This window comes from Enterococcus sp. DIV0774 (genome assembly GCF_050539095.1).
GTDB lineage: Bacteria > Bacillota > Bacilli > Lactobacillales > Enterococcaceae > Enterococcus > Enterococcus faecalis.
Genome location: NZ_CP172923.1, coordinates 1713670 through 1739573, shown reverse-complemented (window position 1 = coordinate 1739573; position 25904 = coordinate 1713670). Strand labels below are relative to the sequence as shown.

Sequence of the window (25904 nt, the reverse complement as noted above, 5' to 3'; positions counted from 1 at the left end):
AGTAGTCATAGATAAAAAAAGTTTAATATGGTATGCTAAAATTTGTATGCAAGTATTAAATTTGGGGGATTTAACCTGTGGAAAAAAAAATTTTAATTTCAATACCCGCGTATAATGAAGCAAATAATATACGTCCTCTATATAAAAAATTAAATGAAACTTTAGAAAAAAAAAGAAACGAAGTTGATTTTGAAATATTATTTATTAATGATGGAAGCAAAGATAACACTGTGAGTGAAGTTTTATCATTAATTGAACAAACGGATAATGTTTCTTTAATTGATTTGTCCAGAAATTATGGAAAAGAGATAGCAATGAGTGCGGGCTTTGATTATTCTACACATGATGCTGTTATTACAATGGACGCTGATTTACAACATCCGCCAGCTACAATTATTGATATGATTGATCTTTGGCAGCAAGGTTATGAAGATGTCTATGCTAAAAGAAATCAACGCAAAGGGGAGTCATGGTTCAAAAAAACATCCTCTAAATGGTTTTATAAAGTATTAGGAAAACTAGCCAATACGCCTGTTTTACCAGATGCAGGAGATTACCGGTTACTTGATCGTAAGGTAGTAGAGGCGCTGAAGCAAATGAGAGAATCTCAACGTTATACGAAGGGGTTATATAATTGGGTAGGCTTCAAAAAGGTTGCGATTGAATTTGATGCGGATGAAAGATTACATGGTGAAACAAAATGGAGTTTTGGCGCATTATTGAAATTGGCAATTGAAGGAATTACTTCTTATACAACGGCTCCTTTAAAGATTTCAATGTATTTTGGCTTTTTAGTTTCTTTTGTTGCGTTTATTTACATGATATATGTATTAATTAAAACATTGATATTTGGAGCGGACACCTCAGGCTTCCCTTCGCTAATGATTATGATATTATTTTTAGGTGGCTGCCAATTGATTTCTGTAGGGATTTTAGGGGAGTATGTTGGCCGTGTATTTTTAGAGACTAAGAAACGTCCCTTGTATTTTGTAGAAAATATATACAGTTTACCAAAGAAAAATGAGACTAAAGAATCAGAGTTAAAAGAGATTGATTAATGAATATATTCATTTTACTTATAAAAAACGAGGTAGTAGTCGAATGACTGTATCTCGTTTTTTATATATTTGAACCCACCTCACTCCAATGGTACAATAAACAAGATTGGAGTGAGAGCATGACAGATATTATTGCACATCGAGGAAGTAAAGGCACCCATCCTGAAAATACGTGTATTGCTTTCAGAGAGGCTGTTCGTGTTGGTGCTGAAGGAATTGAATTAGACGTTCACTTATCTAAAGATGGTTATTTAATCGTTATGCACGATGAAACGGTGGATCGTACGACAGATGGTCATGGTGAAATCCAACAGTTAACATTAAACGAATTAAAACAACTAGATGCTGGAAGCTGGTTTCAGAAAAATCCTTCTGTTCAATGTGTTCCAACATTGGAAGATGTTTTAAATTGTCTTGTAGAAGAACAATTCAATGGTTTTTTGAATATTGAACTTAAAACGGACATTATCCATTATGAAGGAATTGAGAAAAAAGTCGTCCAACAAATGAAGCAAAAAAACTGGCCGTTTCGTTATTTATATTCCAGTTTTTATTTTCCAAGTTTAGTTAAATTAAAAAAAGCTGATCCTAAGACAGAAATTGCCTTTATTTATGAATCTGCAGAGGATTTAAGTCAAGCGGGACCGGCATTCGCGCTTGTCGATAGTTTACATCCAAAAATGTCTTGGGTGTTGGCTCATGAAAAAGAACTTATCGCAATTGGCAAACCGCTGCGGCCGTGGACTGTTAATCGGATGGAAGAAATGGAAAATTGTTTTCAGCTAAAATTGGCAGGCGTTCATACAGATTTTCCTGAGGAAGCAAAATTTGCTCGTCAAAATTGGCAAGAAGAAGGAGAAACATAATTGGAGAAAGTATTAGTTATTGTAGGACCCACTGCGGTGGGGAAAACAGCATTAAGTATTGCTTTAGCAAAAAAATTTAATGGTGAAATTATTAGCGGTGACTCCATGCAAGTTTATCGCTCGTTAGACATTGGCACCGCTAAAGTCACAGAAACAGAAAAAGAAGGAATTCCTCACTATTTAATTGATTGCCGTGAAGTCAGCGAAACATATTCTGCCGCTGATTTTCAGAAAGAGGGTCGTCAAAAAATCAAAGAAATTACTGAAAAAGGGAAACTACCAATTATCGTTGGAGGAACAGGTTTGTATATTCAATCACTCCTTTATGATTTTCAACTAGGAAGTCGTGAGATAGATGACTCGCCTGAAATTAGAGAAACGTACAATTTATTTGCGGAAGAAAAAGGGAATCAAACCTTATGGCAGTTATTACAACAAAAGGATCCTCTAGCGGCTGACAGCATTCATTTTAATAATCGCAAAAAAGTGATTCGTGCGTTAGAGGTCTTTGATAAAACCGGTTATAGTATTTTGACCCCGAAGGAAAAACCAGCTCGTCTCTATGATTATTATTTGTTAGGTTTGGAAACAGATCGCGCTTTATTATATGAACGTATTAATCAGCGGGTGGATCAAATGATGACAGAAGGGCTGTTGGAAGAAGCAAAACAGATGTTTCAGCAACCACATGCACAAGCAGCTCAAGGTATTGGCTATAAAGAATTTTTCCCGTATTTTTCCGGTGAACAATCATTAGAGATGGCGGTTGAAACAGTCAAACAGCAATCGCGGAGATATGCCAAACGTCAATTGACTTGGTTTAGAAATCGAATGACTGCGCATTGGTGGAATTTGGTTCAGCAGCCAACAGATTTGCCCAAGTTGGAAAAAGAAGTAGCAGAATGGCTACAACAGAAGGAGAGTGAGTAGGCGATGACCACTCATGAAAAAGTGATTCTAGTAGGAGTTGAAACGGAAAAAAATTATCAGACATTTTCTGCATCAATGGAAGAACTGGCGAATTTAACGGAAACTGCTAATGGAGAAGTGGTGTTTGTTTTAACGCAAAAACGACCACAAGTTGATCGACAAACCGTAATCGGTAAGGGAAAATTGGAAGAATTAATTCAATTAACAGATGCCTATGAAGCGGATCTTGTGATTTTTAATCACGAGCTCACACCGCGTCAAAATCAACTGTTATCTGAAGCGTTAGCTGTGCGAGTAATTGATCGTGTACAATTAATTTTGGATATCTTTGCTTTGCGTGCGCGCTCCAAAGAAGGAAAGTTACAAGTTGAATTAGCACAATTGGATTATTTATTGCCTCGCTTGGCTGGTCAAGGAAAACAGTTGTCCCGACTTGGAGGAGGTATTGGGACGCGTGGGCCTGGTGAAACGAAATTAGAGTCGGACCGCCGACACATTCGGAATAAAATCTTAGGCATCCGTCGTGAGTTAAAAGAAGTCACTGCTCATCGTGAACGAAGCCGCCAAAAAAGACAAAATTCAGAACTATTTCAAATTGGCTTGATTGGTTATACCAATGCTGGCAAATCAACCATTCTCAACATGTTGACAACAGCAGGAACTTATTCAGAGGATCAATTGTTTGCAACGTTAGATCCTTTAACCAAAAAATGGCAATTGCCTCAAGGCATGGAAGTTACTCTGACAGATACGGTTGGCTTCATTCAAGATTTACCAACACAACTGATTGAAGCCTTTCAATCGACATTGGAAGAAAGTCTGACGATGGATTTACTGCTCCATGTGGTGGATGCAAGTGCGCCAGATCGGTTACAACATGAACGCACAGTTCAAACATTGATGAAAGAATTAGCGTTGGAAAATATTCCATGCTTGACGGTTTATAATAAAAGAGATCAAGTGGACAGCAAAGAATTTGTCCCAACCTTATTTCCCAATGTATTGATCTCAACTAAAATTTCTGAAGATAAAGAACGACTGGTTCAAGCTATCCGTGCCCAAATGATGGAATTACTCGAGCCTTATCAATTAGAAATTAGCCCAACTGACGGACAAATATTAAGTGAACTTCGCCGGATGACACTAATGATTTCAGAAGAATATGCTGAAAATGAAAATCGGTATATCGTGAAAGGCTTTGCGAAAAAAGAGTCTAAATGGTTGGCTGAATCCGAAAAAGAATAAAAAATGGTAAGTTGATTAGAAATGATTTGTAAAAACAAATCATTTCTATTTTTTTGGTTAGCAGGAGAAAATCAGCCATGAAAAGATGGAAAAGTCCATATTTATCAGGTTTTTTGTTTTATGTTAGAAAATCTAACATAAGTTCTTGACAATTTGTCATTCTATTGTTATTCTAAGAAATAACTAAGAGAGGAGGATGGAGATGAGAGAAAAAGAGTTACGCCGTTCCATGTCAGTTTTTCCAATTGGTACAGTTATGAAACTAACGGATTTGACCGCTCGACAAATTCGCTACTATGAAGAACAGGGATTGATTCATCCAGAACGTAGTGAGGGCAACCGACGCATGTATTCTTTAAATGATATTGATGTTTTGTTAGAAATTAAAGATTATTTATCTGATGGATTGAACATGGCAGGGATTAAGCGTGTGTATGAAATGAAATTAGAGGAACAAAAAAACACCGCCGAGGCGACTCGTCCGTTAACCGATGCAGATGTTCGTCAGATTTTATACGACGAAATCCTTTCGCAAGGAGGACTTACTCAGCAAAATCCGTTCCAATCGAATGTACCAAGGCTTTAACGTTTCAGCAGCCAATAAAAATGAAGGATGGGGATCAGACCGATGACAAGAAAAGCCAAAACGGCAGAAGAGATTAAACATATTGCAGAAGAAGAAAACGTACGTTTTTTACGACTAATGTTTACCGACATTATGGGAACAATTAAAAATGTTGAAGTTCCTGTGAGTCAGCTAGATAAAGTATTAGATAATAAAATGATGTTTGATGGGTCATCCATTGAAGGATTCGTTCGTATCGAAGAAAGTGACATGTATTTATACCCTGATCTATCTACATGGATGATTTTTCCGTGGGAAAGCGACCATGGAAAAGTTGCGCGCTTAATTTGTGATATTTACAATCCTGATGGTACCCCTTTTGCCGGAGATCCCCGCGGTAATTTAAAACGTGCCTTAGCAGATATGAAAGAATTAGGCTTTACTTCGTTTAACTTAGGACCAGAACCAGAATTTTTCCTATTTAAATTAGATGAGAATGGTGAAATTACCACTGACTTGAATGATAAAGGTGGCTATTTTGATTTTGCGCCAACCGATTTAGGTGAAAATTGTCGCCGTGATATTGTTTTAGAGTTAGAAAGTTTAGGCTTTGAAGTGGAAGCTTCGCATCATGAAGTAGCACCTGGTCAACATGAAATTGACTTTAAATATGCTGATGTAGTTGATGCTTGTGACAATATTCAAACGTTTAAGTTAGTTGTGAAAACTATTGCACGCAAACATGGTTTGCATGCAACATTTATGCCAAAACCTTTGTTTGGAATTAATGGTTCTGGTATGCACTGCAATATGTCATTATTTAATGAAGAAGGTAATGTTTTTTATGACGAGTCAGGAGAGATGGGCTTAAGCCAAACTGCTTATCATTTCTTAGGTGGTTTATTAAAACATGCCCGTGCCTATACTGCGGTATGTAACCCAACAGTGAACTCTTATAAACGCTTGGTACCAGGTTATGAAGCACCTGTTTATGTAGCTTGGAGCGGCAGAAATCGTTCACCACTCATTCGAGTTCCTGAATCTCGTGGCTTATCGACTCGTTTAGAATTACGTTCTGTCGATCCTTCAGCGAATCCGTATTTAACAATGGCTGTCTTATTACAAGCAGGTTTGGATGGTATTCGTAATGAACTTACACCACCGCCAGCAGTTGATCGTAACATTTATGTGATGAATGAGGAAGAACGTCAACATGCACAAATTGAAGATTTGCCATCAACCTTACACAATGCCATCAAAGAATTACGTAAAGATCAAGTAATGATTGATGCATTAGGTCGTCATATTTTTGCCAATTTTGTAGAAGCGAAACGAATGGAATGGGCAGCCTTCCGTCAAACCGTTTCTGAATGGGAAAGAGAACAATATTTGGAGTTGTACTAAAAAAAGAGCCCTAGGGCTCTTTTTTTATTTTTTTTCCATCGGTACGAATGTAATCGTTATTTCTTGCGGAATGTTATAAAATGTTTTGTAACGGCGCATCCAATATTCTGAGGTTGTTCCTTTCTCCCAAAAGTATTCTCCATTTGGTAATAAAGGTAATTTTACGGAAGTTTCTTTATTAGCGATTGCCTCGTCAATAATTTCTTTTCTTTGTTGTTCTACCCTGTAGGTGTATGCAAACATCAAGGTATAAAAGATTAATAAGACAAGAATTCCTTGTTTAAGAATTTTCGTTATAAACAGTATTTCATGGTTGTTTTCTTCTTCACTTTGTAAATTAAAATAATAAGCGATAAATTGCAGAATAAGTATAATCCAAAAAACGTACGTAATATAAAATGACCGGGGACCGATAGGCTCAGCAATGAAAAGAGGCCCAGCTGTACATACGATAGATAAGAACAAGAAAAGTAGTTTTGCTTTTAAATTACCTTTAAATTGAATGAGTATAAATATAAATATTGAAAGGTAGTATAGTAAAGCTAATAGTGCAGTGAAATCTTGACTGCGATTATAGGATATTGTGAAATAAGGATAAATAAAGACAGAGAAAACCGTATAAGTACTTATAAAAAATAGAGCTCCTTTATTTATCAGTTGCGTTGCCTTTGATTGTAAAATATCTTTATCTTGTTTTTTAGAGATTAATAAAGTTAACGTTGCTATACAAAGATTAATGAAACGATTTTGATGAAAAATATTTTCTGCCATCGGTCCAATTGTTTTATAGTAAAAATATGAAAGCGATAAATTAATTTTTTTATAGCCATCAGTATTATTGGCAGCATTTAAGTAAGCTGGATTAATTAGCATAATAATCAAACTAAGGAAACTTGTAACTAGAAAAGCAAGTAAGAACGAATCAATCATCTTTCTGGTTTTCCAAGAATAAATACATAAAGCAATTGCAAGGAATGTGATATAAACGCTGATGTTTTCAGAAAAAAATTGAGTCCCTAAACTTAAAACAATACCTGTTAGAACAGGGTGTTTTAAATTAGCTGTTTCATTAGTAAATAAGTAATTCACTATTATGAAAAAAACCACTAAACTAATGACAGGAGGAACGAAGTTCACAAAAGCTGCCGGCCATCCATAAGTTTGTTGAAAAAGTTTTGTGGGAATTAATATAAGTAGAGCTAAGCCAAAAATCAAAAGAAATTTTTTATTTGCAGTTGTTTTTCTATCTAAACTTAGGTTAGTGAATTTTGTTAGTACTGTAAGTAATAATAGAATCGTGCCGCTCATGAACAAGCTTTTAATTAAAACACTACGAGTAATAATTAAAGCGAAGATATTTCCAAAGTAGCGTCCATTGTATCCTTGAAAGCCGTTTTTTAATAAATCAAGCCCTTCTTGACTTCCCCACATCCATTCATCGTGAGCGTAAGGGATAAAATAAAAAATAATGGTTAGTAGTAAAAAAGCAAGGATAATAAATTTATTTTTTTGAAGAGTTTTCAACATATTCTCCCTTTCTGTAGATCGTTATTTTCAGTTGTTATTATAAACTAATTATATATAAAAACATAGAGACAATTTGTAACTGGAAAAGGAAACTCTAAAGAACGTTTGTGAAAAATGTTTCAAATGTTTGGTTTTTACGCTATAATAAACAAGAATATGCGTGCAACTATTCTATTTTTTAGATATAAAGGATGAGAAAAACATGCGGAAAATGAAAACAATGGATGGGAATGCAGCAGCAGCTTATATTTCCTATGCTTTTACAGAATTAGCAGCCATTTATCCAATAACACCAAGTTCAACGATGGCTGAACTTGTTGATCAGTGGTCGGCCGAAGGTAAGAAAAATATCTTTGGTCAACCTGTGAAAGTAGTCGAAATGCAATCGGAAGCTGGTGCTGCCGGCGTGGTCCATGGCTCTTTAAAAACAGGCGCGCTTACCACGACCTATACGGCTTCACAAGGGTTACTTTTAATGATTCCTAATATGTACAAAATAGCTGGAGAACTATTACCATCTGTTTTTCATGTGGCGAGCCGAGCTTTAACTACGAATGCTTTAAATATTTTTGGTGATCAAGGAGACGTAATGGCCGCACGCCAAACAGGCTTTGCTATGTTGTCAGAAAGCAGTGTGCAAGAAGTGATGGATTTGGCACCAGTGGCTCACTTGGCTTCGATTGAAGCGAGTGTTCCATTTATGAACTTTTTTGATGGCTTTAGAACAAGTCATGAAATTCAAAAAGTGGCAGTTCTTGACTATGAAGAATTAGCACCCTTAGTAAATCAAGAGAAATTAGCCGAATTCCATCGTCGGAGCATGAATCCGAATCACCCTTCCGTTAGTGGAATGAACCAAAATCCAGATATTCACTTTCAACAACGAGAAACAATAAATCCTTATTATGAAAAATTACCTGGTATTGTTCAAAAATATATGACAGAAATTAACCGGTTACGGGGAACCAATTATGATTTAGTGACGTATTATGGCGCAGAAGATGCAGAAGAAGTGATCGTTACAATGGGTTCAGTTGCGCAAACAATTGAACAGACTGTTGATTATTTACAACAACAAGGAAGAAAAGTTGGCTTTCTTAATGTCCATCTCTATCGACCATTTCCAATTGAAACATTTCTCGAAAAAGTACCTCAATCAGTTAAAGCAATTGCTGTCTTGGATCGGACGAAAGAGCCCGGTGCTGGTGGTGAACCGTTATTATTGGATGTCCAAAGTGCGATGTATGAAGCGGACATTCGCCCAACAATTATTGGTGGGCGCTATGGGTTAGGTTCTAAAGATGTACTGCCAAATCAAATTGTTGCGGTTTTTGATGAATTAATGAAAGAACGTTCTGCCATGAAGAAGCGCTTTACAATTGGGATTGATGATGATTTAACTTATACTTCATTAGAAGTTGGCAAACCACTTGATTTGACGAATCCGAAAACCTATCAAGCTAAATTTTGGGGCTTTGGTTCTGATGGGACAGTAGGGGCGAACAAGTCAGCGATTAAGATTATCGGTGATCATACAGACAAGTATGCTCAAGGCTTTTTCTATTATGATTCAAAAAAATCAGGCGGGTTGACCGTTTCTCATTTACGTTTTGGCGAGACACCCATTCGTTCAACGTACCTCATTGAACATTCTGATTTTGTGGCCTGTCATACAGCCGCTTATTTGCATACCTATGATTTAGTAAAAGGGTTAAAAAAGGGCGGTACTTTCCTCTTAAATACCATTTGGAATGATGAACAACTAGCACGATTTTTACCAAATCAATTAAAACGGTATCTAGCTGAAAATGAGATTCAGTTTTATACAATCAATGCAGTGAAATTAGCTAGTGAAGTCGGACTAGGTGGGCGAATTAATACCGCGATGGAAACAGCTTTCTTCAAATTAGCGGAAATTATGCCTTTTGAGCAAGTGTTGCCAATTTTAAAAGAAGAAGCACTGAAAAGTTATGGTCATAAGTCCATGAAAGTTGTCGAAAAAAATATTCAAGCAATCGATAAGACCGTTGAATTGTTGCATCAGGTACCTGTTCCAGCAGAGTGGAGAACGCTTGAAGTTCAACCGCGAAAACGTTCAGAAAATGTTAGTGATTTTGTTCATGAAATTGTTGAACCGATTAATCGTCAAGAAGGGAATGCGTTATCTGTTGCGACACTAGCGAAAAATGGGATGACAGATGGGCGGATGCCTTTGGGAACTGCGGCAGTTGAAAAACGTGGAGTTGCATTAGAAGTACCTGAGTGGATTAGCGATCGATGTACTATGTGTAATGAGTGTGCCTTTGTATGTCCTCATGCGGCGATACGACCATTCTTAGCCGATGAAGAAGAAATGACTGAAGCGCCAGAAGGATTCATTGTGCGTGATTTACGTGGTGCCGACGGCTTGAAGTATCGTATCCAAGTCTCAGTCAAAGATTGTACTGGCTGTGGTCTTTGTGTTGAAGCCTGTCCAGCTAAAGGGAAAGCTTTAGTAATGAAACCTTATGAAGAAGAAAAAGAGCAGGCTATGAACTGGGCGTTTGCTATGACGTTACGTCAAAAGGAAAACCCAGCAAAACCGAATACTGTTTTAGGTTCGCAATTTAATAAACCTTTATTAGAGTTTTCTGGTGCTTGTTCTGGTTGCGGCGAAACGCCTTATGTTAAATTATTGACGCAAATGTTTGGTGACCGAATGCTGATTGCTAATGCAACAGGTTGCTCATCGATTTGGGGTGCTGCAGCGGGTGTGACACCTTACACTACTAATGAACAAGGACAAGGTCCAGCTTGGTCAAATTCTCTTTTAGAGGATAATGCCGAGTTTGGTTACGGCATGTTGTTAGCAACGCAAGCGCGTCGCGAACGTTTAGCTAGTAAAATGACCAAAGCTTTTTCTGTAGCCAGTGATTCTTTACGTTTATTGATGGAAGATTGGATAGCACATCTGTCCGAAAGTGAAGGTACGCAACAACGTGCAGCTAAATTACGTGCAGCTTTGCTTGAAGAAAAAACGAATCAACCTTTATTGGAAGCAATTTATGACGATCAAGATCTTTTTGTTAAACCAAGTCAGTGGATGATTGGTGGAGACGGCTGGGCTTACGATATTGGCTACGGCGGTATTGACCACGTGTTAGCTAGTGGCGCGGATGTAAATATGTTAGTTCTAGATAATGAAGTCTATTCCAATACAGGTGGCCAAACTTCCAAAGCAACTCCGGCATCAGCGATTGCGAAATTTGCTGCCAGTGGGAAGTATGCCTCTAAAAAAGATTTAGGGATGATGGCAATGACTTATGAAAATGTCTATGTCGCTCAAATTGCCTCAGGTGCAAACCAAATGCAGACGATTAAAGCTTTTGAAGAAGCAGAAAAATTCCCTGGACCATCGATTATTATTGCTTATACACCATGTATTACACATGGTTTAGCAGGTGGGATGAGTCAAACGTTGAAAGAAGCGAAAGACGCGGTTCATTCAGGTTACTGGTCTTTATATCGCTATAATCCATTATTGCGAGAAAAAGGCAAAGAACCAATGATATTGGATTTCAAAAAACCAGATTTTTCATTAATGAAAGAGTTTATGCGCCAACAAGTTCGCTTTGCGTCCTTAGAATCCAGTCAACCAGATACAGCGGAATTGTTATTTAATAAAACAATTAATGATGCTAAGAGACGGTTCTATAATTATGCTCGTTTAGCTGGTCAAGAAGAAAAAATTCGAGCAAAACTTGAAAAACAAAGTGAACCAGAAATAAATACGCCAGAGAACGAGAAGCCACGAGTGAAAAAAGAACGCGTAGTTGATCCGGAAGCGGAAGCAAGAAGGGCTGCCCGCCGCGCAGAACGAGCAGCCAAGAGAAAACAACGTGAGCAAGATTAAATAGAAGTCAAAAAAACGTGTCTGAGCTTTTTGCTTAGACACGTTTTTTAGTTAGAAATGCGATTTTTTGATGAAAAATTTCAAGTTATTTGAAAAAGTTCCTAAATTTTTTTGATGTTTCCGCTTGCGTTCTGTGATGAAAGAAAATAATGTGGTATACTTGTTAGGAAATCTTGAGAGAGAAGTGAGGGGTATGATGTCGTTTCAATTGAATCAATTATTAGATTTGAATTATTGGCAGCAAGTCATCTCAACGGATTTCTTATCTAAGGATTTTGTTATCAATATCATAGATATCCTAGTCGTATGGTACCTCGTTTACAAATTAATCATGCTTGTTCGTGGAACAAAAGCAGTCCAACTATTAAAAGGTGTCGCTGTTTTTATCATTATCCGCATTCTAAGTGAGATAATTGGTCTACATACATTATCTTGGTTAATGAATCAAGTCATCATGTATGGTGTAATCGCCGCGGTTGTTATTTTTCAACCAGAAGTGCGAAGAGGGCTGGAACATCTAGGGAGAAGTTCGTTTTTCCGCCCGAATAAAGGTGCGCAACAAGAAGATGAGCGTATTATTCAGGCCTTTGACAAAGCCATTCAGTACATGTCAAAACGGAAAATTGGTGCTTTGATAACCATTGAACGCAATACCGGTTTAGATGAATACATTGAGACAGGTATTGATTTGGATGCCGATATTACTGGTGAATTACTGATTAATATTTTCATTCCAAATACACCACTACATGATGGTGCAGTGATTATCAAAAATGAAAAAATTGCTGTTGCTAGTGCGTATTTACCGCTATCAGAAAGCAATTTAATTCCAAAAGAATTTGGAACGCGCCATAGAGCCGCAGTCGGTATCAGTGAAGTCAGTGACGCCATTACGATTGTTGTTTCTGAAGAAACTGGTGACGTTAGTTTGACATTGAACAATGAATTAATTCCTGGTCTAACGCAAGAAGAGTATTTAACAATTTTGCGTAAGGAGTTAATTTCGGAATCATCGGAAGATAAAAAAAGTGCTTTGCAGCATTTTATCGATGATGTAACAAAGGGGGTTAAACGCAAATGAGAAAAGCCTCCCAAAAAAGCTGGTTTAATGGTTTGCTTTCATTGCTGTTTGCATTGTTGTTATTTTTTAATGCCAATGCAACAGGCAATAATCCCTCCAATTCAGGTTCAAGCCAAACGTATAGTGAGACATTGAATAATATTCCTGTCCAAGTCCAATACGATAAAGACAAATATTATGTCTCTGGATTTGAAGAGAGTGTAAATGTTCATTTACGTAGTGCGAACCGCATTCAATTAAACATGGAATCAAATGCTGACACACGAAATTTCCAAGTGGTCGCAGACTTAACCAAATTGCCATTAGGAACTTCAGAAGTGCCTTTGACAGTTCGGGGACTAAGTTCTGCTGTTACAGCTGAAATTGAACCGAAAACAGTGACTGTAACGATTGAAAAGAGAGTAACAAAAAAATTCGATGTAGAAGCACAACTTTCTGATAACATTGAAAAAGAAGGCTACAAAGTAAAAAATATTTCTGTAGATCCAAAAACTGTAGAAGTAACAACTGGAGAAGAAACAGCGAAAGCAATTGACAAAGTGATTGCGCCAGTCTCAAGTGCCAAACAAACAATTGATACGATTAAACAAACGGTAAATGTCCAAGCGCTAGATGCCAAAGGTCAAGTCCTAAGTATCGAAAATCCAGCACCACAAGTCAAAGTAACAGTAGGCTTAACTGCGCCAACGAAAGATGTACCACTGAATGTTAGTATGACAGGTACGCCACCTGCTGGGATCGCTCATTACAATTATAGTTTATCAACGTACCAAGTTAGGGTCAGTGGCCCGCAATCAATTTTAGATACGCTAGAATCAATTGAGGTACCGGTAGATATTTCTGATATTCGCAAAGAAACAAAACAATCAGTGACTATTCCCGTTAATGGAGAATACGTAGTTACACCAGATGAGGTTGACGTTTCTTTGAGCCCCGTGTACAATCAACAACAGTCATCAAATACAAATGAAACTTCAGGGGAACCTGCAAGTTCAACAACGGTTGGCTCAGGTAGCCAAGCAGTACAACCAAGTACATCCAGTCAAGTAGAATCAAATACTTCTGAAACAACAAGTGAGGGATCAACAGTAGAAAGTACAACTGCTGGTTCAACTGAAAATACAGAGAATCAAGTGACTAAGGAGAATCAAAATGGGTAAATATTTTGGAACAGATGGTGTAAGAGGAATTGCAAATAAGGAGTTAACACCTGAATTAGCTTTTAAATTAGGACGTTACGGTGGTTATGTGTTGAGTCAACATGAAGATAGTTCAAGAAAACCTCGTGTTCTAGTAGGCCGCGATACACGTATTTCAGGTGAGATGTTGGAACAAGCATTGATTGCTGGATTATTATCAGTCGGAATTGAAGTTTTCCAATTAGGGGTGATTTCAACACCTGGTGTAGCATATCTTACTCGTTTACAAAAAGCATCCGCTGGCGTAATGATTTCAGCTTCACATAATCCTGCGGAAGACAATGGGATTAAGTTTTTTGGGGCAGATGGCTTCAAATTAGTAGACGATCAGGAAGCAGAAATTGAAGCATTGTTAGATGCAGAAGAAGACACCTTACCAAGACCTTCTGCAGAAGGCTTAGGCTCGTTAGATGAATTTCCAGAAGGCTTACTAAAATATTCGCAATTTTTAGTTCAAAGTATTCCTGGCGATTTAGCGGATATGACTGTTTGTTTAGATGCTGCCAACGGAGCAACCGCAACAGCAGTCAATCGTGTCTTCGCGGATTTAGAGACAGATTTCTATACAATGGGAACAAGTCCTAATGGATTGAATATCAATGATGGTGTGGGTTCCACTCATCCTGAAGCTTTGGCAGAAATGGTTGTTGAAAAAGGCGCAGATGCTGGTTTGGCTTTCGATGGCGACGGTGATAGAATTATTGCAGTCGATGAATTAGGACGAATTATCGATGGTGATAAAATCATGTATATTTGTGCCAAATATTTAGCTGAGAAAAAACGTTTGAAAAAAGATACAATTGTTACAACAGTGATGAGTAATCTAGGTTTCCATAAAGCTGTAGAAGAAATTGGCTTAAAAGATGTGGTAACGCAAGTGGGTGATCGCTATGTTGTAGAAGAAATGCGTAAAAATGATTACAATTTTGGTGGCGAACAATCTGGTCACATGATCTTTTTAGATTACAACACAACAGGTGATGGCATGCTTTCAGGGATTCAATTGTTGAATGTTATGAAGCAAACGGGCAAAAAATTATCTGAATTAGCGGATGAAGTGACGATTTATCCACAAAAATTAGTCAATATTCGTGTCACAGATAAAAATGGTGCAATGGAAGTTCCAGCAATCAAAGCAGTTGTCGAACAAGCAGAAACAGAAATGAATGGCGAAGGTCGTATTTTAGTTCGTCCTTCTGGAACAGAACCATTGTTACGTGTGATGGCTGAAGCGCCAACACAAGAAAAAGTTGATTATTACGTTGATAAAATTGCCGAAGTAGTACGTGCAGAAATCGGCGTTGAATAAGAAGAAATTAGAAACCAGACACTTAATGCTAGCTTGCGTTAAGTGTCTGGTTTCTTTGTTGAAAATCAAAAAAAGAAAATAGCTAATAAGCTCCGTCTATCATTGACATAGAGCGGTTAAAAGGGTACTATTTTAGAAGTAAGATGCACCGCGTATCTTCTTTTTTTATTTGATAAAATCAAGAAGGGAGCGGCTGTAAATCAATAGAGTTATAGAATGGAGGAGCGAAATGAAAGAAAAAATGTCCGTCAAGACAATTGTAGCAATTGGAATTGGCTCTGCAGTTTTTGTTATTTTAGGTCGATTCGTTGTGATTCCAACTGGGATTCCTAATACGAACTTAGAAACGTCGTATCCATTTCTTGCTTTAATGTCAGTTGTTTTTGGACCAGTAGCTGGAGGGCTAATTGGTTTGATTGGTCACACATTAAAAGATTTTACCACGTATGGTAGCGCTTGGTGGAGCTGGATTATTTGTTCAGGAATTATTGGTATTATTTTTGGCTTCGCTGGTCGTAAAATGGATCTTCAACATGGTGAATTTACAACAAATGACATGGTGCGTTTCAATATTTTCCAAGCCTTTGGTAATATCGTCGTTTGGGGCTTAATCGCGCCTAGTTTGGATATTTTGATTTATAGTGAACCCGCAAGTAAAGTGTTTACACAAGGAGTATTCGCGACTGTTTCAAATATTGTCGCTGTGGGGATTATTGGAACATTGTTGATGAAAGCTTATGCATCAACAAGAACAAAGAAAGGCAGTTTATCAAAAGATTAAGAAGCTGTCGAAATAATTTAAATGGTTAAGGGTCTGCCCTAGTAATTACTTTGCTAATGCTCAGACCCTTTCTTTTATGGAGAAACTGAGGTGAGGCCGAATGAAAAAACCAATCATTACTTTTAATAATTTTTCCTTTCAATATCATAGCCAATCTGAACCGACATTAAAGGGGATTCAATTAACCATCTATGAAGGAGAAAAGGTTTTAATCGTTGGGCCTAGTGGTAGTGGTAAATCAACATTGGCGCAATGTATCAACGGGTTAATTCCCAATATTTATGAAGGTGAGATTCAAGGAACAGCTACGGTTGCTGGTAAAAATATCCAAGAAACAAGTCTATTTGATTTGTCTTTTGATGTAGGAACTGTTTTGCAAGATACCGATGGGCAGTTTATCGGTTTAACGGTTGCTGAGGATATTGCTTTTGCTTTAGAAAACGATGCAGTTGAACAAGCAGAAATGAAAAAAGCGGTCCACAAATGGTCCGAGATTGTTGAGCTGAATCAGTTATTGCAACACCGTCCACAAGATTTGTCAGGTGGTCAAAAACAACGTGTATCTATGGCGGGCGTTCTAATTAACCAATCAAAAATTTTACTTTTTGATGAACCTTTGGCTAATCTTGACCCACGAGCGGGACAAGAAACAATGACTTTGATTGACACCATTCAACAAGAAACAAAAGCAACTGTTTTAATAATAGAACATCGCTTAGAGGACGTTCTTTGCGAATCAGTTGATCGAATTATTGTCATGAATGAGGGCGCAATTATTTCTGATACAACGCCAGATGAATTGTTACGTCAAGATACGTTGACCCAGCAAGGGATTCGTGAACCTTTGTACGTTACAGCCATGAAATATGCTGGGATTGATTTAACACAAGTTAGTCATTTAGACAAATTAGCCGAAGTATCAGGCGAAACGGTTTTGCCCAAAATGACACAGTGGTCTGTCCAACCTAGTTCAGTTAGTGCGGTCAAAGGAGCTGAACTATTACGTTTGGAACAAGTGTCCTATCAATATGATCGTCACGGTGAAAAAGTGTTAGATGACTTCTCAGTAACTATTCATCATGGAGAAATGATTAGCATTGTAGGAAAAAATGGTGCCGGGAAGTCTACACTTTCTAAAATAATTTGCGGGTTCATCACGCCTCAATCGGGCAAGATTTTATGGGAGGGACAGGATTTTTCCAATTATTCAATCAAAGAACGTGCAGATAAAATTGGTTATGTGATGCAAAACCCCAATCAAATGATTTCTAAAAAAATGATTTTTGAAGAAGTAGCTTTAGGATTAGTTTTACGAGATGTGCCACAAGCAGAAATTGAGGAACGTGTGACGAATATTTTACATATTTGTGGGCTGTATCCCTTCCGGAACTGGCCGATTTCCGCATTGAGTTTTGGGCAGAAAAAACGGGTAACTATTGCATCGATCTTAGTTTTAGAACCTGAATTATTAATTTTAGATGAACCAACAGCTGGGCAAGATTTTAAACATTATACAGAAATGATGACATTTTTAGAAGAATTGAACCGCTTAGGTGTGACTATTTTAATGATCACTCACGATATGCATTTAATGTTGGAATATACAACACGTGCGTTAGTAGTTTGTGATGGACGTTTACTAGCAGATGCGACTCCAGTTGCTGTTTTAACAGATGAAAAATTAATTCAAGCGGCTTCTTTAAAAGAAACGAGCTTGTTTACCTTTGCTAAAGCGTTAGGCTTGGAAAATCCCTTGCTATTTACGGAAAAATTTGTTGCTTACGATCGTGAGGTGCGTTTTGGATGAGTGAACGACAAATGTTAGGCTATCATCCTGATTCAACCTGGATTCATCGCTTAAACGGCACAAGCAAATTAGTCTTTTTAATCGTTGTCTCTGTGGCTTGTATGACCACGTATGATACTCGTTATCTGTTAGGAATGTCTGTGGTTTCGCTTGTTTTGTTAAAATTATCAAATATTAAATGGCATCAAATATCTTTTGTTATTAAATTTATTGCTATTTTTTCTTTGTTAAATATCTTAACGGTTTACCTTTTCGCACCTGAATATGGGGTTGATTTATATCAATCACGTACCGTGATTTGGGAAGGAATCGGACGGTTTACTTTGACACAAGAAGAATTATTTTATGAATTTAATTTAGTTTTAAAATATTTCTGTACGATTCCGTTGGCATTAATCTTTTTATTAACAACAAATCCTAGTGAATTTGCCTCCAGCTTGAATCGAATTGGTGTGAGTTATCGGATTAGTTATGCAGTAGCGCTGGCTATTCGTTATATTCCCGATATCCAAGAAGATTTTTTTAATATTTCTTTAGCACAACAAGCGCGAGGCTATGAGATGTCTAAAAAGGGACGGTTAGGCCAACGAATCAAAGGCGTAGCACAAATCGTTTTACCCTTAATCCTATCTAGTTTAGATCGAATTGAAACTGTGAGTACCGCTATGGAATTAAGGCGTTTTGGTCAAAAGAAAAATCGAACGTGGTATGCGCAACAACCTTTTCATCTGCGTGATTTTTCGGTAATGTTACTTGCCTTATGCTTATTAGGAATCAGTTTCTGGTTGTTCCATGTGAATGGTGGCCGGTTTTATAATCCATTCCAATAAATAACAAATTGATAAGGTTCTATAAATAGAACGGATATTTTTTTATTATTAAGAATCTAGTACTTTCTCTTACTATGAGTGTACTAGATTCTTTTTTTACAACTTTAAAGAACTAGACCAATTTTCGTTTTTTAGATTTTTGTTGACAAGTACCTACTTTTAATTGTATGATTGTTTATGTTTCTACGGAATATATTTACAAAGGAGGTATATAGACCAATATCGGATAGCGCCAGACCTGAACGTTCAGGTGACGAGGAGAGAGCTTATCGAAGATTCGGCGGGTGGCTCTAGGGACTGCACTCTACAGATAACAAAGAAAAACTAATTGTGAAGTTAGAACAAAGCGGTTATCACGCAGGTAGAAACATATAATGGGATTTGCTAGTTAAACAGGACCTAGTAAATACAGAATTTCAATTGGAAAGTAGGAATTAGCATTATGTGTGGAATTGTCGGAATGATTGGAAAAGAAAATGTCACGGAAAGTTTGATTCAAGGATTAACAAAATTGGAATATAGAGGTTATGATTCTGCTGGGATTTGTGTGAATGATCAAAGCCAACAGCCCCATGTAGTTAAGGCAGTTGGAGGCATTGCCGATTTAGCAGCAAAATTAACGCCAGAAATTGATGGAACAGTTGGTATTGGTCATACTCGTTGGGCCACTCATGGCGAACCAACTGTCGCCAATGCACATCCCCATGTTTCAAGCGATCAACGCTTTGCATTAGTGCATAATGGTGTCATTGAAAACTTTGAAGAATTAAAAGAACAATTTTTAAGTGGTGCTCACTTAATTGGTGATACAGATACTGAAATCGTCGTTCAATTAATTGCTCATTTTGCTGAAAATGGTTTTTCAACAAAAGATGCTTTTAAAGCGGCTTTAGCCGAAATTAAAGGTTCATACGCTTTTGCATTAATGGATAAAATGGACCCCAATACTATCTACGTAGCGAAAAATAAAAGCCCGTTACTTATCGGTCTAGGTGAAGGCTTTAATGTTATTTGTAGTGACGCGATGGCGATGATTAAAGAAACCAATCAATTTGTTGAGATTGTTGATGGTGAAATTGTAACTGTTACAGCGGACAAAGTAGTAATCGAAACGCCAGAAGGACAAGTAATCAACCGAGAACCTTTTGAAGCGCAATTAGATTTAAATGACATTGAAAAAGGAACATATCCGTTTTATATGCTCAAAGAAATTGATGAACAACCTGCAGTGATGCGCAAAATTGTTCAAGCGTATACTCAAGGTGAAAAAGTGACCTTAGATGAGGCGTTACTTGAAAAAATTAATCAATGTGACCGAATTTACATTATTGCTTGTGGAACAAGTTATAATGCAGGTTGGGTCGGAAAATCTTTAATTGAAACGATTGCCAGTATTCCTGTGGAAGTTCATTTATCAAGCGAATTTGGCTACAACATGCCTATTTTATCTGAAAAACCGTTCTTCATTTTCTTAAGTCAAAGTGGTGAAACGGCGGATAGTCGTCAAGTACTGGTACAGGTTAATGAATTAGGGCATCCATCACTTACATTAACAAATGTTGCTGGCTCAACATTATCACGTGAAGCGGACGATACCTTGTTATTACACGCAGGACCAGAAATTGCTGTCGCTTCCACCAAAGCTTATACTGCTCAAATCGCTGTCTTAGCTATTTTAGCAAAAGCAATTGGCGAAGAACGCCAAACATTAGCAGCCGTCTCATTTGATGTGGCTCACGAATTGAGCGTGGTAGCAGCTGTCATGGAAACCTTGATTGATGAAAAACAACAAATGAAAGCCTTGGTGGAAGATTATCTGACGTATACTCGAAATGCCTTCTATATCGGGCGAGGAGTCGACTATTATGTGTCGATGGAAGCGGCCTTGAAGTTGAAAGAAATTTCCTACATTCAAGCAGAAGGCTTTGCGGCAGGTGAATTGAAGCATGGAACGATTGCCTTAATTGAAGAAGGAACACCTGTGATTGGGATTGTGACAGATGCCAAAGTCGCAGCCCATACAAGAGGCAATTTAAAGGAAGTCGAAAGTCGTGGAGCAAGAAATATTGTGATTGCCTTGGAATCCTTGGCAAAACCACAGGACCAACTGATTATTCCAGATGTGCATCCGTTACTTTCTGCCTTAGTTAGTATTGTTCCAGGCCAATTATTAGCGTACTATGCAACCTTACAAAGAGGCTACGATGTTGATAAACCAAGGAACTTAGCCAAAAGTGTAACTGTTGAGTAAATCAAGAACCTGAGAGAAAGATGTTCAACGGGTTTTCATAAGTTTTAATATCTGAGGTCGGGACAGAAGCGTTTAACTCCGAGAAACGCGTAGTGTTGCTTCTGTTCCCGCCGTTTATAAGTTTTTGAGCGTGGAGCAAAAATCCAAAGTGATTTTTGTCCCACGCTCAGATATTTTTTATAAAAGAAAGATATTCAGTCAAAAATGAAAGATTCCAAAGAAATTCTTTTTTTCCGTTGAAAACTGTTTGCATTTTAGCAAAATTAGATATAATTAATAAGAACCGAAAAATAAGAATTAGCCAGTGAGGTAACTTTGTTTGAAAGAAAGCAAAAAGTAGGTTAAGCTGAAAAGTGCTAATTTATTTAACAAAAAAAGATTGTGAGTTGTTTGATATGGATCAGTTTAGTACATTAACTGAACAAGAATTTACTACCTTTGCAATGACACATCCTGCAGGTAACTTTTTAGAAACACCCGAAATGAAACATTTATTGGAACGACGTGGCTGGCATTGTGAATACGTTGGCGTCAAACGAGAAGGCCAACTAATTGCTGCGTGTATCCTAAGCAAGAAAAAAGTCAAAATTGGTTATGCTTTCGACATTGACGGCGGAATTTTGATGGATTATACAGATAAAAAATGTGTAGAAGCCTTTTTCACAGGCTTAAAAAAATATGTGAAAAAAAATGATGGCCTTTATTTAACCTTTACTCCAAATAAACAAATTTGTTTACGTGATTTTAATGGCGGTGAAGTTGAAAAGGTCAATCAAGAAACATTTGACTATTTCACATCAATTGGTTTTGAACACCAAGGATTTGATGTGCACAATTTTGATGGCGCGCCACGTTGGCTGTTTGTCAAAGATATGGCTGGATTAACAGAAGAAGAGCTTTGGAAATCTTATGGAAAAGATGCTAAATATGACATCAAGAAAACATGGGAATATGGCGTAACAACCCGAGAACTTCGTTACGAAGAGTTACCTCTCTTTAAGAAATTAACGGAAGAAACAAGTGCACGGCGTAATTTTGAAGATAAGGATTTAGCTTATTACCAAGCTGTTTATGAAGAGTTTGGCGAACGAGCGAAATTTATGGTGGCGGAACTAAACTTTGCTACTTATTTAGAAAATCTTCATGAGAAATTACGCAAATTACAAGAGACGCTCAACGAAGTCAATGAAGCGTTAATTGCCAATCCTAAAAGCCGTAAAAAAAATAACCAGAAACGTGAATTTGAAGATGAAGTTCGTACCGTGCGCAAACGGATTGACGAGGCTAAAGAAATGAAAACATCAGATGAACCTGAAATTTTAGCAGGTGCCTTATTCATTGTTCATCCACAAGAAGTTGTTTACTTGTTTAGTGGTACGTATGAAAAATATAAACAATACTATGCACCGTATTTAATTCAACATAAAATGTTAACTTACACAGTAGAAAATAACATTCCCAAATATAATTTTTATGGCGTTGACGGTGTCTTTGATGGAAGTGATGGGGTTCTTAAATTCAAACAATCCTTTGGCGGTCATGTCGAAGAATTAATGGGCAATTTCCAATGGAAAGCCAAACCAATGAAATATGCCTTATATCACGCATTAAAAACAATTAAAGAAAAAGTCTAAAATTAAAACCTAATCCTTAAAAGGAATGGACGAAGTGAGGCGTTTAAATGGAAAATCAAGTCGAGGTTATGACGTATGCACAGTTAAAAGAAATTATGCAGGCGTTAGAAGCAAACGAAGCGATTACAGAAGATACAAAGGTCTTTATTGATACAGGCTGGGATAGCGTGCAAGAAGTAGCCCCAGATGCGGTCAGTATTGAAAAAGTTGCTAAATTTACAGTAGCAGATGTTTTAACAAACGAAAGTTTTGCTGGGTATAGTTTAGAAGAAAAGGCGGAGAAGATGAACGCTGAGGGCGACCTAGAAACGGCAATTATTATTCGTAATCTTTACTAAAAAAGTCCGTTTGAATAGTTAAAATCGAGGTCGGGACAGAAGTGTATAGCTCCGAGCAACGCATAGTGTTGGTTCTGTTCCCGCCGGTTATCAGGTTTTGAGCCTGGAGCAAAAATCCAAAGTGATTTTTGTCCCAGGCTCATCTGCTTTAAATAAGAAATAAAGGAGGTTAGATATGAGTACCATTCATGAATTTCCAAAAAACTATGAACGTTTTATTGCACAAGGAGAAGAAGCACTTGTAGAACATAATCAGATCGCCGCTTTAGAAAATTTTCAACAAGCCTATCAGCTACAACAAACGCCGCCAGTAAACCAAAAAATTGTCCAATTATTGTTGGAAATGGGTGAAGCTGACGAAGCACTAGCATTGGCAGAAGCGTTCCAAGAGTCTTATTTTGAGAACCTTGAAACAGCGGCAATTTATATGCAAATTTATAGTCAAAGTCGTCGCTTTATTGAAGGGTATATTTTATTGAAGCAATTACTTCAAACTAAAAAAATAACGCTAGCACAACAAAAAACGTTAGAACAGCAATTAATGCAAGTGGAAGAGGCGTATCAACAATTAGAAACGCAGCAAATTCAAGCAATTAAAAGGAACTTGTTAGTAAGCGATCAATTGCCCGTTTATCAACAATTAGCGAACATTAAAACCAGTTTATATTTGCCTAAACCAGTATTTGTGGAAGTCGCAAAAGATTTAGTTATGAACCAAGCACTTAGTTATTTTGCTCGGGAATGGTTTATTGAAGAATTAGCACTGTTGCAATTTTCAGAACCACTGACTTTTCTTTGGTATGACAATCAGCCTCAGACAGTCTTACTAGAAGGAAAAACTGGACCGTTAAATACGCCAATCTATTCCGAAATTTATACTGAACTTAGGAATCGTTTAGAAAATGATGATCCAATTATGCTGCAGCATTTGGAAGAAGAAATTCGGTTGCATCTTACCTATTTGTATCCATTAGCAGAGACGGTTATTTCAGATCCAACTATCTGGGTCTTGGGTTATTTGGCAACCTACTATCCTGAATATATTGAAAAAGAATTGACTGAAGCAAAAGGCCATCAAATCGCTGCTGTTCAAAATGTTCAACAGGCGATACGAACAGCTTTTACACAAATAATGCTTTAAAAAATGGCACGTCCTAAAAGCGAGGACGTGCCATTTTTTCGGTTTCAGAAATTTGCTGAATCTGCTCTAATTGCTTTTCTTGACTGATTATTGCGGATAATAGAAAAAAGCAAGACAGAAATAAGTAAAAAGGATTCCTTGAATCAAGCAAATCACAACGAACAATGGCGTTGCTCCTGGAAAAGAATCAGAAATCCGTGTAATTAAAAATTCAACTAACCACAAAATCATTGAAAATAAAAATAATTTTTTCTGACGAGTTCTCATAGTCCGCAACAACCTTTCTGGTGATTTTCACTTCTCTATCATAACATAGAAAACGAGCTGTTTTTTCTCAAAAATTTTGTTACTTCATAAGAAAAATGGGAAATAAACAAGTTTCAGGAAGTAATAAATGTACCCGAAAAGAATACTTAATCCATCTTAATCAAACCATACAGTCACGTTTATTGCAAAAGAAGTGTTTTTGGATGGAACAAATTATTTCATAAACACAAATATTTCTTTGTTGTTTGTATAAATGTCATAAAAGTGATTACTTACTACTTTTTGATTTTTAGACATATCCGTATCTTTCAGTGGTGCCATCTCTACTCCTAAATTCGATGAAGTATTGAACCAAACGTAATTAGGGAAGTATAGACCGTCATTTGGTGGCACGATTTTTGAAAGAATTGGGTAGTTTCGACTTGTATTAGCATAAACAGTTGAATTTTTGAAAAACGTATTTAAATAAACTTTTTTTCGTTCGTTTGTTACAACATTTTTTAAATCATCTGTTAAAACAGCTGCTTGGCGATTGAATGCTTCTTTTTGATAGTTTAATGTGGAAGAATACACCAAAACAAACGATAAAATATAATAAGATAACAAGCTGGCCACAAGTAACGAAGTTAGATAAATTGCTTTCACTTGTTGATTGTTAAATAAACTTAACATGCTGATTGTAACGAAAACAGCAAATCCGTAAATATAGCGAGGCGCATCACCTGCGATATTTCTTGAATAGACAATAAAAATACCAAAACTTAAGAGAGAAGCAAGTCCTAAATACAAGATACAATAAAGGAAACTTAAGCCCAAGTTGATTTTGCTATTTGATAGATGACTAATAAAAAATAAAACAAGCAGTAGGAGCAGTAATAAAAGCCATAAACGATTACTCTGGTTCAATAGCTCTGAAAAATAATGGTAACTATTTTGATAAGCCACACTGGGAATATCGTGGAAACTTGGTAAGGCCTGACTGCCCCCAATGTTGTTTGTTGCGGAAGGTACAAATTTTAACTCGATAAGGTAGCTGACTATAGAAAGTAGATAAGCGATAGCAGCAAGTGCGACTTTTTTACAAAGAGCAATGAAATTTTCTCCAGCAAGTAACTGCTTGAAAGTAAGGAATAAGACGATAACTATATAAATTCCTGACGAGGCTTGGTAAGTATTAAACATAACAAACAGTGAAAAGACAGAAACCAAGAAAAACGTAAAAGAATTACGCTGCCACCAATAAAAAGGAAGAAACGAACAAAAAATACTCAATGCCATATAGGGACTATCAAACCTGAAACTAAGACATTGGAGGAACCAAGGATTGAGGCCAATTAAAGTAGCTACTAAAGAGGAACCCCAGCTAATTTTTTGGTCATTGATGATATAAATTGCCAGTATGCTTGTGAGAGATAAGATAAGACCTGTTAGAATCGGTGTGGTCAAGCCCAGATCTGTCAAATGACGACTTCCTTGAACAAACCATGAGAGAAATTCACTGCCCCAACGTGCGTAAGTCGTACCAAAATCTGTCATTCCAGCGACTTGGCGAGCATTATCATCTAAGTAAGGGAAATTGATAATGCCGATGGATAAAACTGCCACTTGATAAATTAAAATGATCAATAGAAGATAGGCTTTATTTTCAATACACCAATTCTTTAAATCAATTTTTTTTGATTCTGTAGGTAATTGTTTCATCATTGTACTCCACTCCAATAATTATTTAACAATTAAAATATACCATAACGAGTGGAATGAAGAAATTGCTTTTGTTAT

At 37.0% G+C, this 25904-nt stretch carries 20 protein-coding genes; 17 read left to right on the top strand and 3 right to left on the bottom strand.

Features of this window, described 5'->3' with window-relative positions:
- Positions 1 to 77 precede the first annotated feature (77 nt).
- From IGL86_RS08430 to glnA, 6 genes are all read left to right on the top strand, one after another.
- Positions 78 to 1058, top strand: coding sequence for a glycosyltransferase family 2 protein (locus IGL86_RS08430; protein WP_033625796.1), 981 nt, complete (start codon positions 78 to 80; stop codon positions 1056 to 1058).
- 119 nt (positions 1059 to 1177) lie between these two features.
- Positions 1178 to 1924: a glycerophosphodiester phosphodiesterase gene (locus IGL86_RS08425; protein WP_002362094.1), complete on the top strand. Its 747-nt coding sequence runs from the start codon at positions 1178 to 1180 to the stop codon at positions 1922 to 1924.
- Positions 1925 to 2854, top strand: a complete 930-nt coding sequence (gene miaA, locus IGL86_RS08420; protein ID WP_033625797.1) for a tRNA (adenosine(37)-N6)-dimethylallyltransferase MiaA — start codon at positions 1925 to 1927, stop codon at positions 2852 to 2854.
- Positions 2855 to 2857: 3 nt separating this feature from the next.
- Positions 2858 to 4099 (top strand): GTPase HflX, encoded by a 1242-nt coding sequence (hflX, locus tag IGL86_RS08415; protein ID WP_033625799.1) that lies wholly within the window; start codon positions 2858 to 2860, stop codon positions 4097 to 4099.
- Positions 4100 to 4301: 202 nt separating this feature from the next.
- Positions 4302 to 4685, top strand: coding sequence for a MerR family transcriptional regulator (locus IGL86_RS08410; RefSeq protein WP_002388239.1), 384 nt, complete (start codon positions 4302 to 4304; stop codon positions 4683 to 4685).
- A 42-nt stretch (positions 4686 to 4727) separates the two neighbouring features.
- On the top strand, positions 4728 to 6068 hold the full coding sequence (glnA, locus tag IGL86_RS08405) for a type I glutamate--ammonia ligase (RefSeq protein ID WP_002356929.1): 1341 nt from the start codon (positions 4728 to 4730) through the stop codon (positions 6066 to 6068).
- A gap of 24 nt (positions 6069 to 6092) precedes the next feature.
- Here glnA and IGL86_RS08400 read toward each other — a convergent pair whose 3' ends face one another.
- On the bottom strand, positions 6093 to 7595 hold the full coding sequence (locus IGL86_RS08400) for a DUF6056 family protein (protein ID WP_033625800.1): 1503 nt from the start codon (positions 7593 to 7595) through the stop codon (positions 6093 to 6095).
- A 160-nt stretch (positions 7596 to 7755) separates the two neighbouring features.
- Here IGL86_RS08400 and nifJ point away from each other — a divergent pair, with 160 nt between their 5' ends.
- From nifJ to IGL86_RS08345, 11 genes are all read left to right on the top strand, one after another.
- Positions 7756 to 11487 (top strand): pyruvate:ferredoxin (flavodoxin) oxidoreductase, encoded by a 3732-nt coding sequence (gene nifJ, locus IGL86_RS08395; protein ID WP_002383743.1) that lies wholly within the window; start codon positions 7756 to 7758, stop codon positions 11485 to 11487.
- A gap of 196 nt (positions 11488 to 11683) precedes the next feature.
- Complete coding sequence (gene cdaA / locus IGL86_RS08390) at positions 11684 to 12568, top strand: diadenylate cyclase CdaA (protein WP_002389035.1); 885 nt, start codon at positions 11684 to 11686, stop codon at positions 12566 to 12568.
- Positions 12565 to 13728, top strand: coding sequence for a CdaR family protein (locus IGL86_RS08385; RefSeq protein WP_002374494.1), 1164 nt, complete (start codon positions 12565 to 12567; stop codon positions 13726 to 13728). The genes cdaA and IGL86_RS08385 overlap by 4 nt, the downstream gene beginning before the upstream one ends.
- Complete coding sequence (gene glmM, locus IGL86_RS08380) at positions 13721 to 15076, top strand: phosphoglucosamine mutase (protein ID WP_033625801.1); 1356 nt, start codon at positions 13721 to 13723, stop codon at positions 15074 to 15076. Before IGL86_RS08385 ends, glmM begins: the two co-directional genes overlap by 8 nt.
- A gap of 229 nt (positions 15077 to 15305) precedes the next feature.
- The gene (locus tag IGL86_RS08375; RefSeq protein WP_002356937.1) at positions 15306 to 15857 is read left to right on the top strand and encodes an ECF-type riboflavin transporter substrate-binding protein; all 552 of its coding nucleotides are present in this window, start codon (positions 15306 to 15308) and stop codon (positions 15855 to 15857) included.
- Between the two features lie 100 nt (positions 15858 to 15957).
- Positions 15958 to 17664: an ABC transporter ATP-binding protein gene (locus tag IGL86_RS08370; RefSeq protein ID WP_002356938.1), complete on the top strand. Its 1707-nt coding sequence runs from the start codon at positions 15958 to 15960 to the stop codon at positions 17662 to 17664.
- The gene (locus IGL86_RS08365; protein WP_002359933.1) at positions 17661 to 18494 is read left to right on the top strand and encodes an energy-coupling factor transporter transmembrane component T family protein; all 834 of its coding nucleotides are present in this window, start codon (positions 17661 to 17663) and stop codon (positions 18492 to 18494) included. Before IGL86_RS08370 ends, IGL86_RS08365 begins: the two co-directional genes overlap by 4 nt.
- A 442-nt stretch (positions 18495 to 18936) precedes the next feature.
- Positions 18937 to 20745 (top strand): glutamine--fructose-6-phosphate transaminase (isomerizing), encoded by a 1809-nt coding sequence (gene glmS, locus IGL86_RS08360; RefSeq protein WP_002356940.1) that lies wholly within the window; start codon positions 18937 to 18939, stop codon positions 20743 to 20745.
- 395 nt (positions 20746 to 21140) lie between these two features.
- On the top strand, positions 21141 to 22379 hold the full coding sequence (locus tag IGL86_RS08355) for an aminoacyltransferase (protein ID WP_002362084.1): 1239 nt from the start codon (positions 21141 to 21143) through the stop codon (positions 22377 to 22379).
- A gap of 47 nt (positions 22380 to 22426) precedes the next feature.
- Entirely contained in the window at positions 22427 to 22717 is a 291-nt protein-coding gene (locus IGL86_RS08350) for a hypothetical protein (protein WP_002359936.1), read from the top strand.
- 175 nt (positions 22718 to 22892) lie between these two features.
- On the top strand, positions 22893 to 23858 hold the full coding sequence (locus tag IGL86_RS08345; protein ID WP_010713266.1) for a hypothetical protein: 966 nt from the start codon (positions 22893 to 22895) through the stop codon (positions 23856 to 23858).
- A gap of 87 nt (positions 23859 to 23945) precedes the next feature.
- Here the strand turns inward: IGL86_RS08345 and IGL86_RS08340 are convergent, their stop codons facing one another.
- Positions 23946 to 24125 carry a hypothetical protein gene (locus IGL86_RS08340; protein ID WP_002383739.1) on the bottom strand — a complete coding sequence of 60 codons (180 nt, stop codon included), beginning with the start codon at positions 24123 to 24125 and terminating at the stop codon, positions 23946 to 23948.
- Between the two features lie 213 nt (positions 24126 to 24338).
- Complete coding sequence (locus IGL86_RS08335) at positions 24339 to 25829, bottom strand: glucosyltransferase domain-containing protein (protein WP_033625379.1); 1491 nt, start codon at positions 25827 to 25829, stop codon at positions 24339 to 24341.
- Between the last annotated feature and the right edge of the window lie 75 nt (positions 25830 to 25904).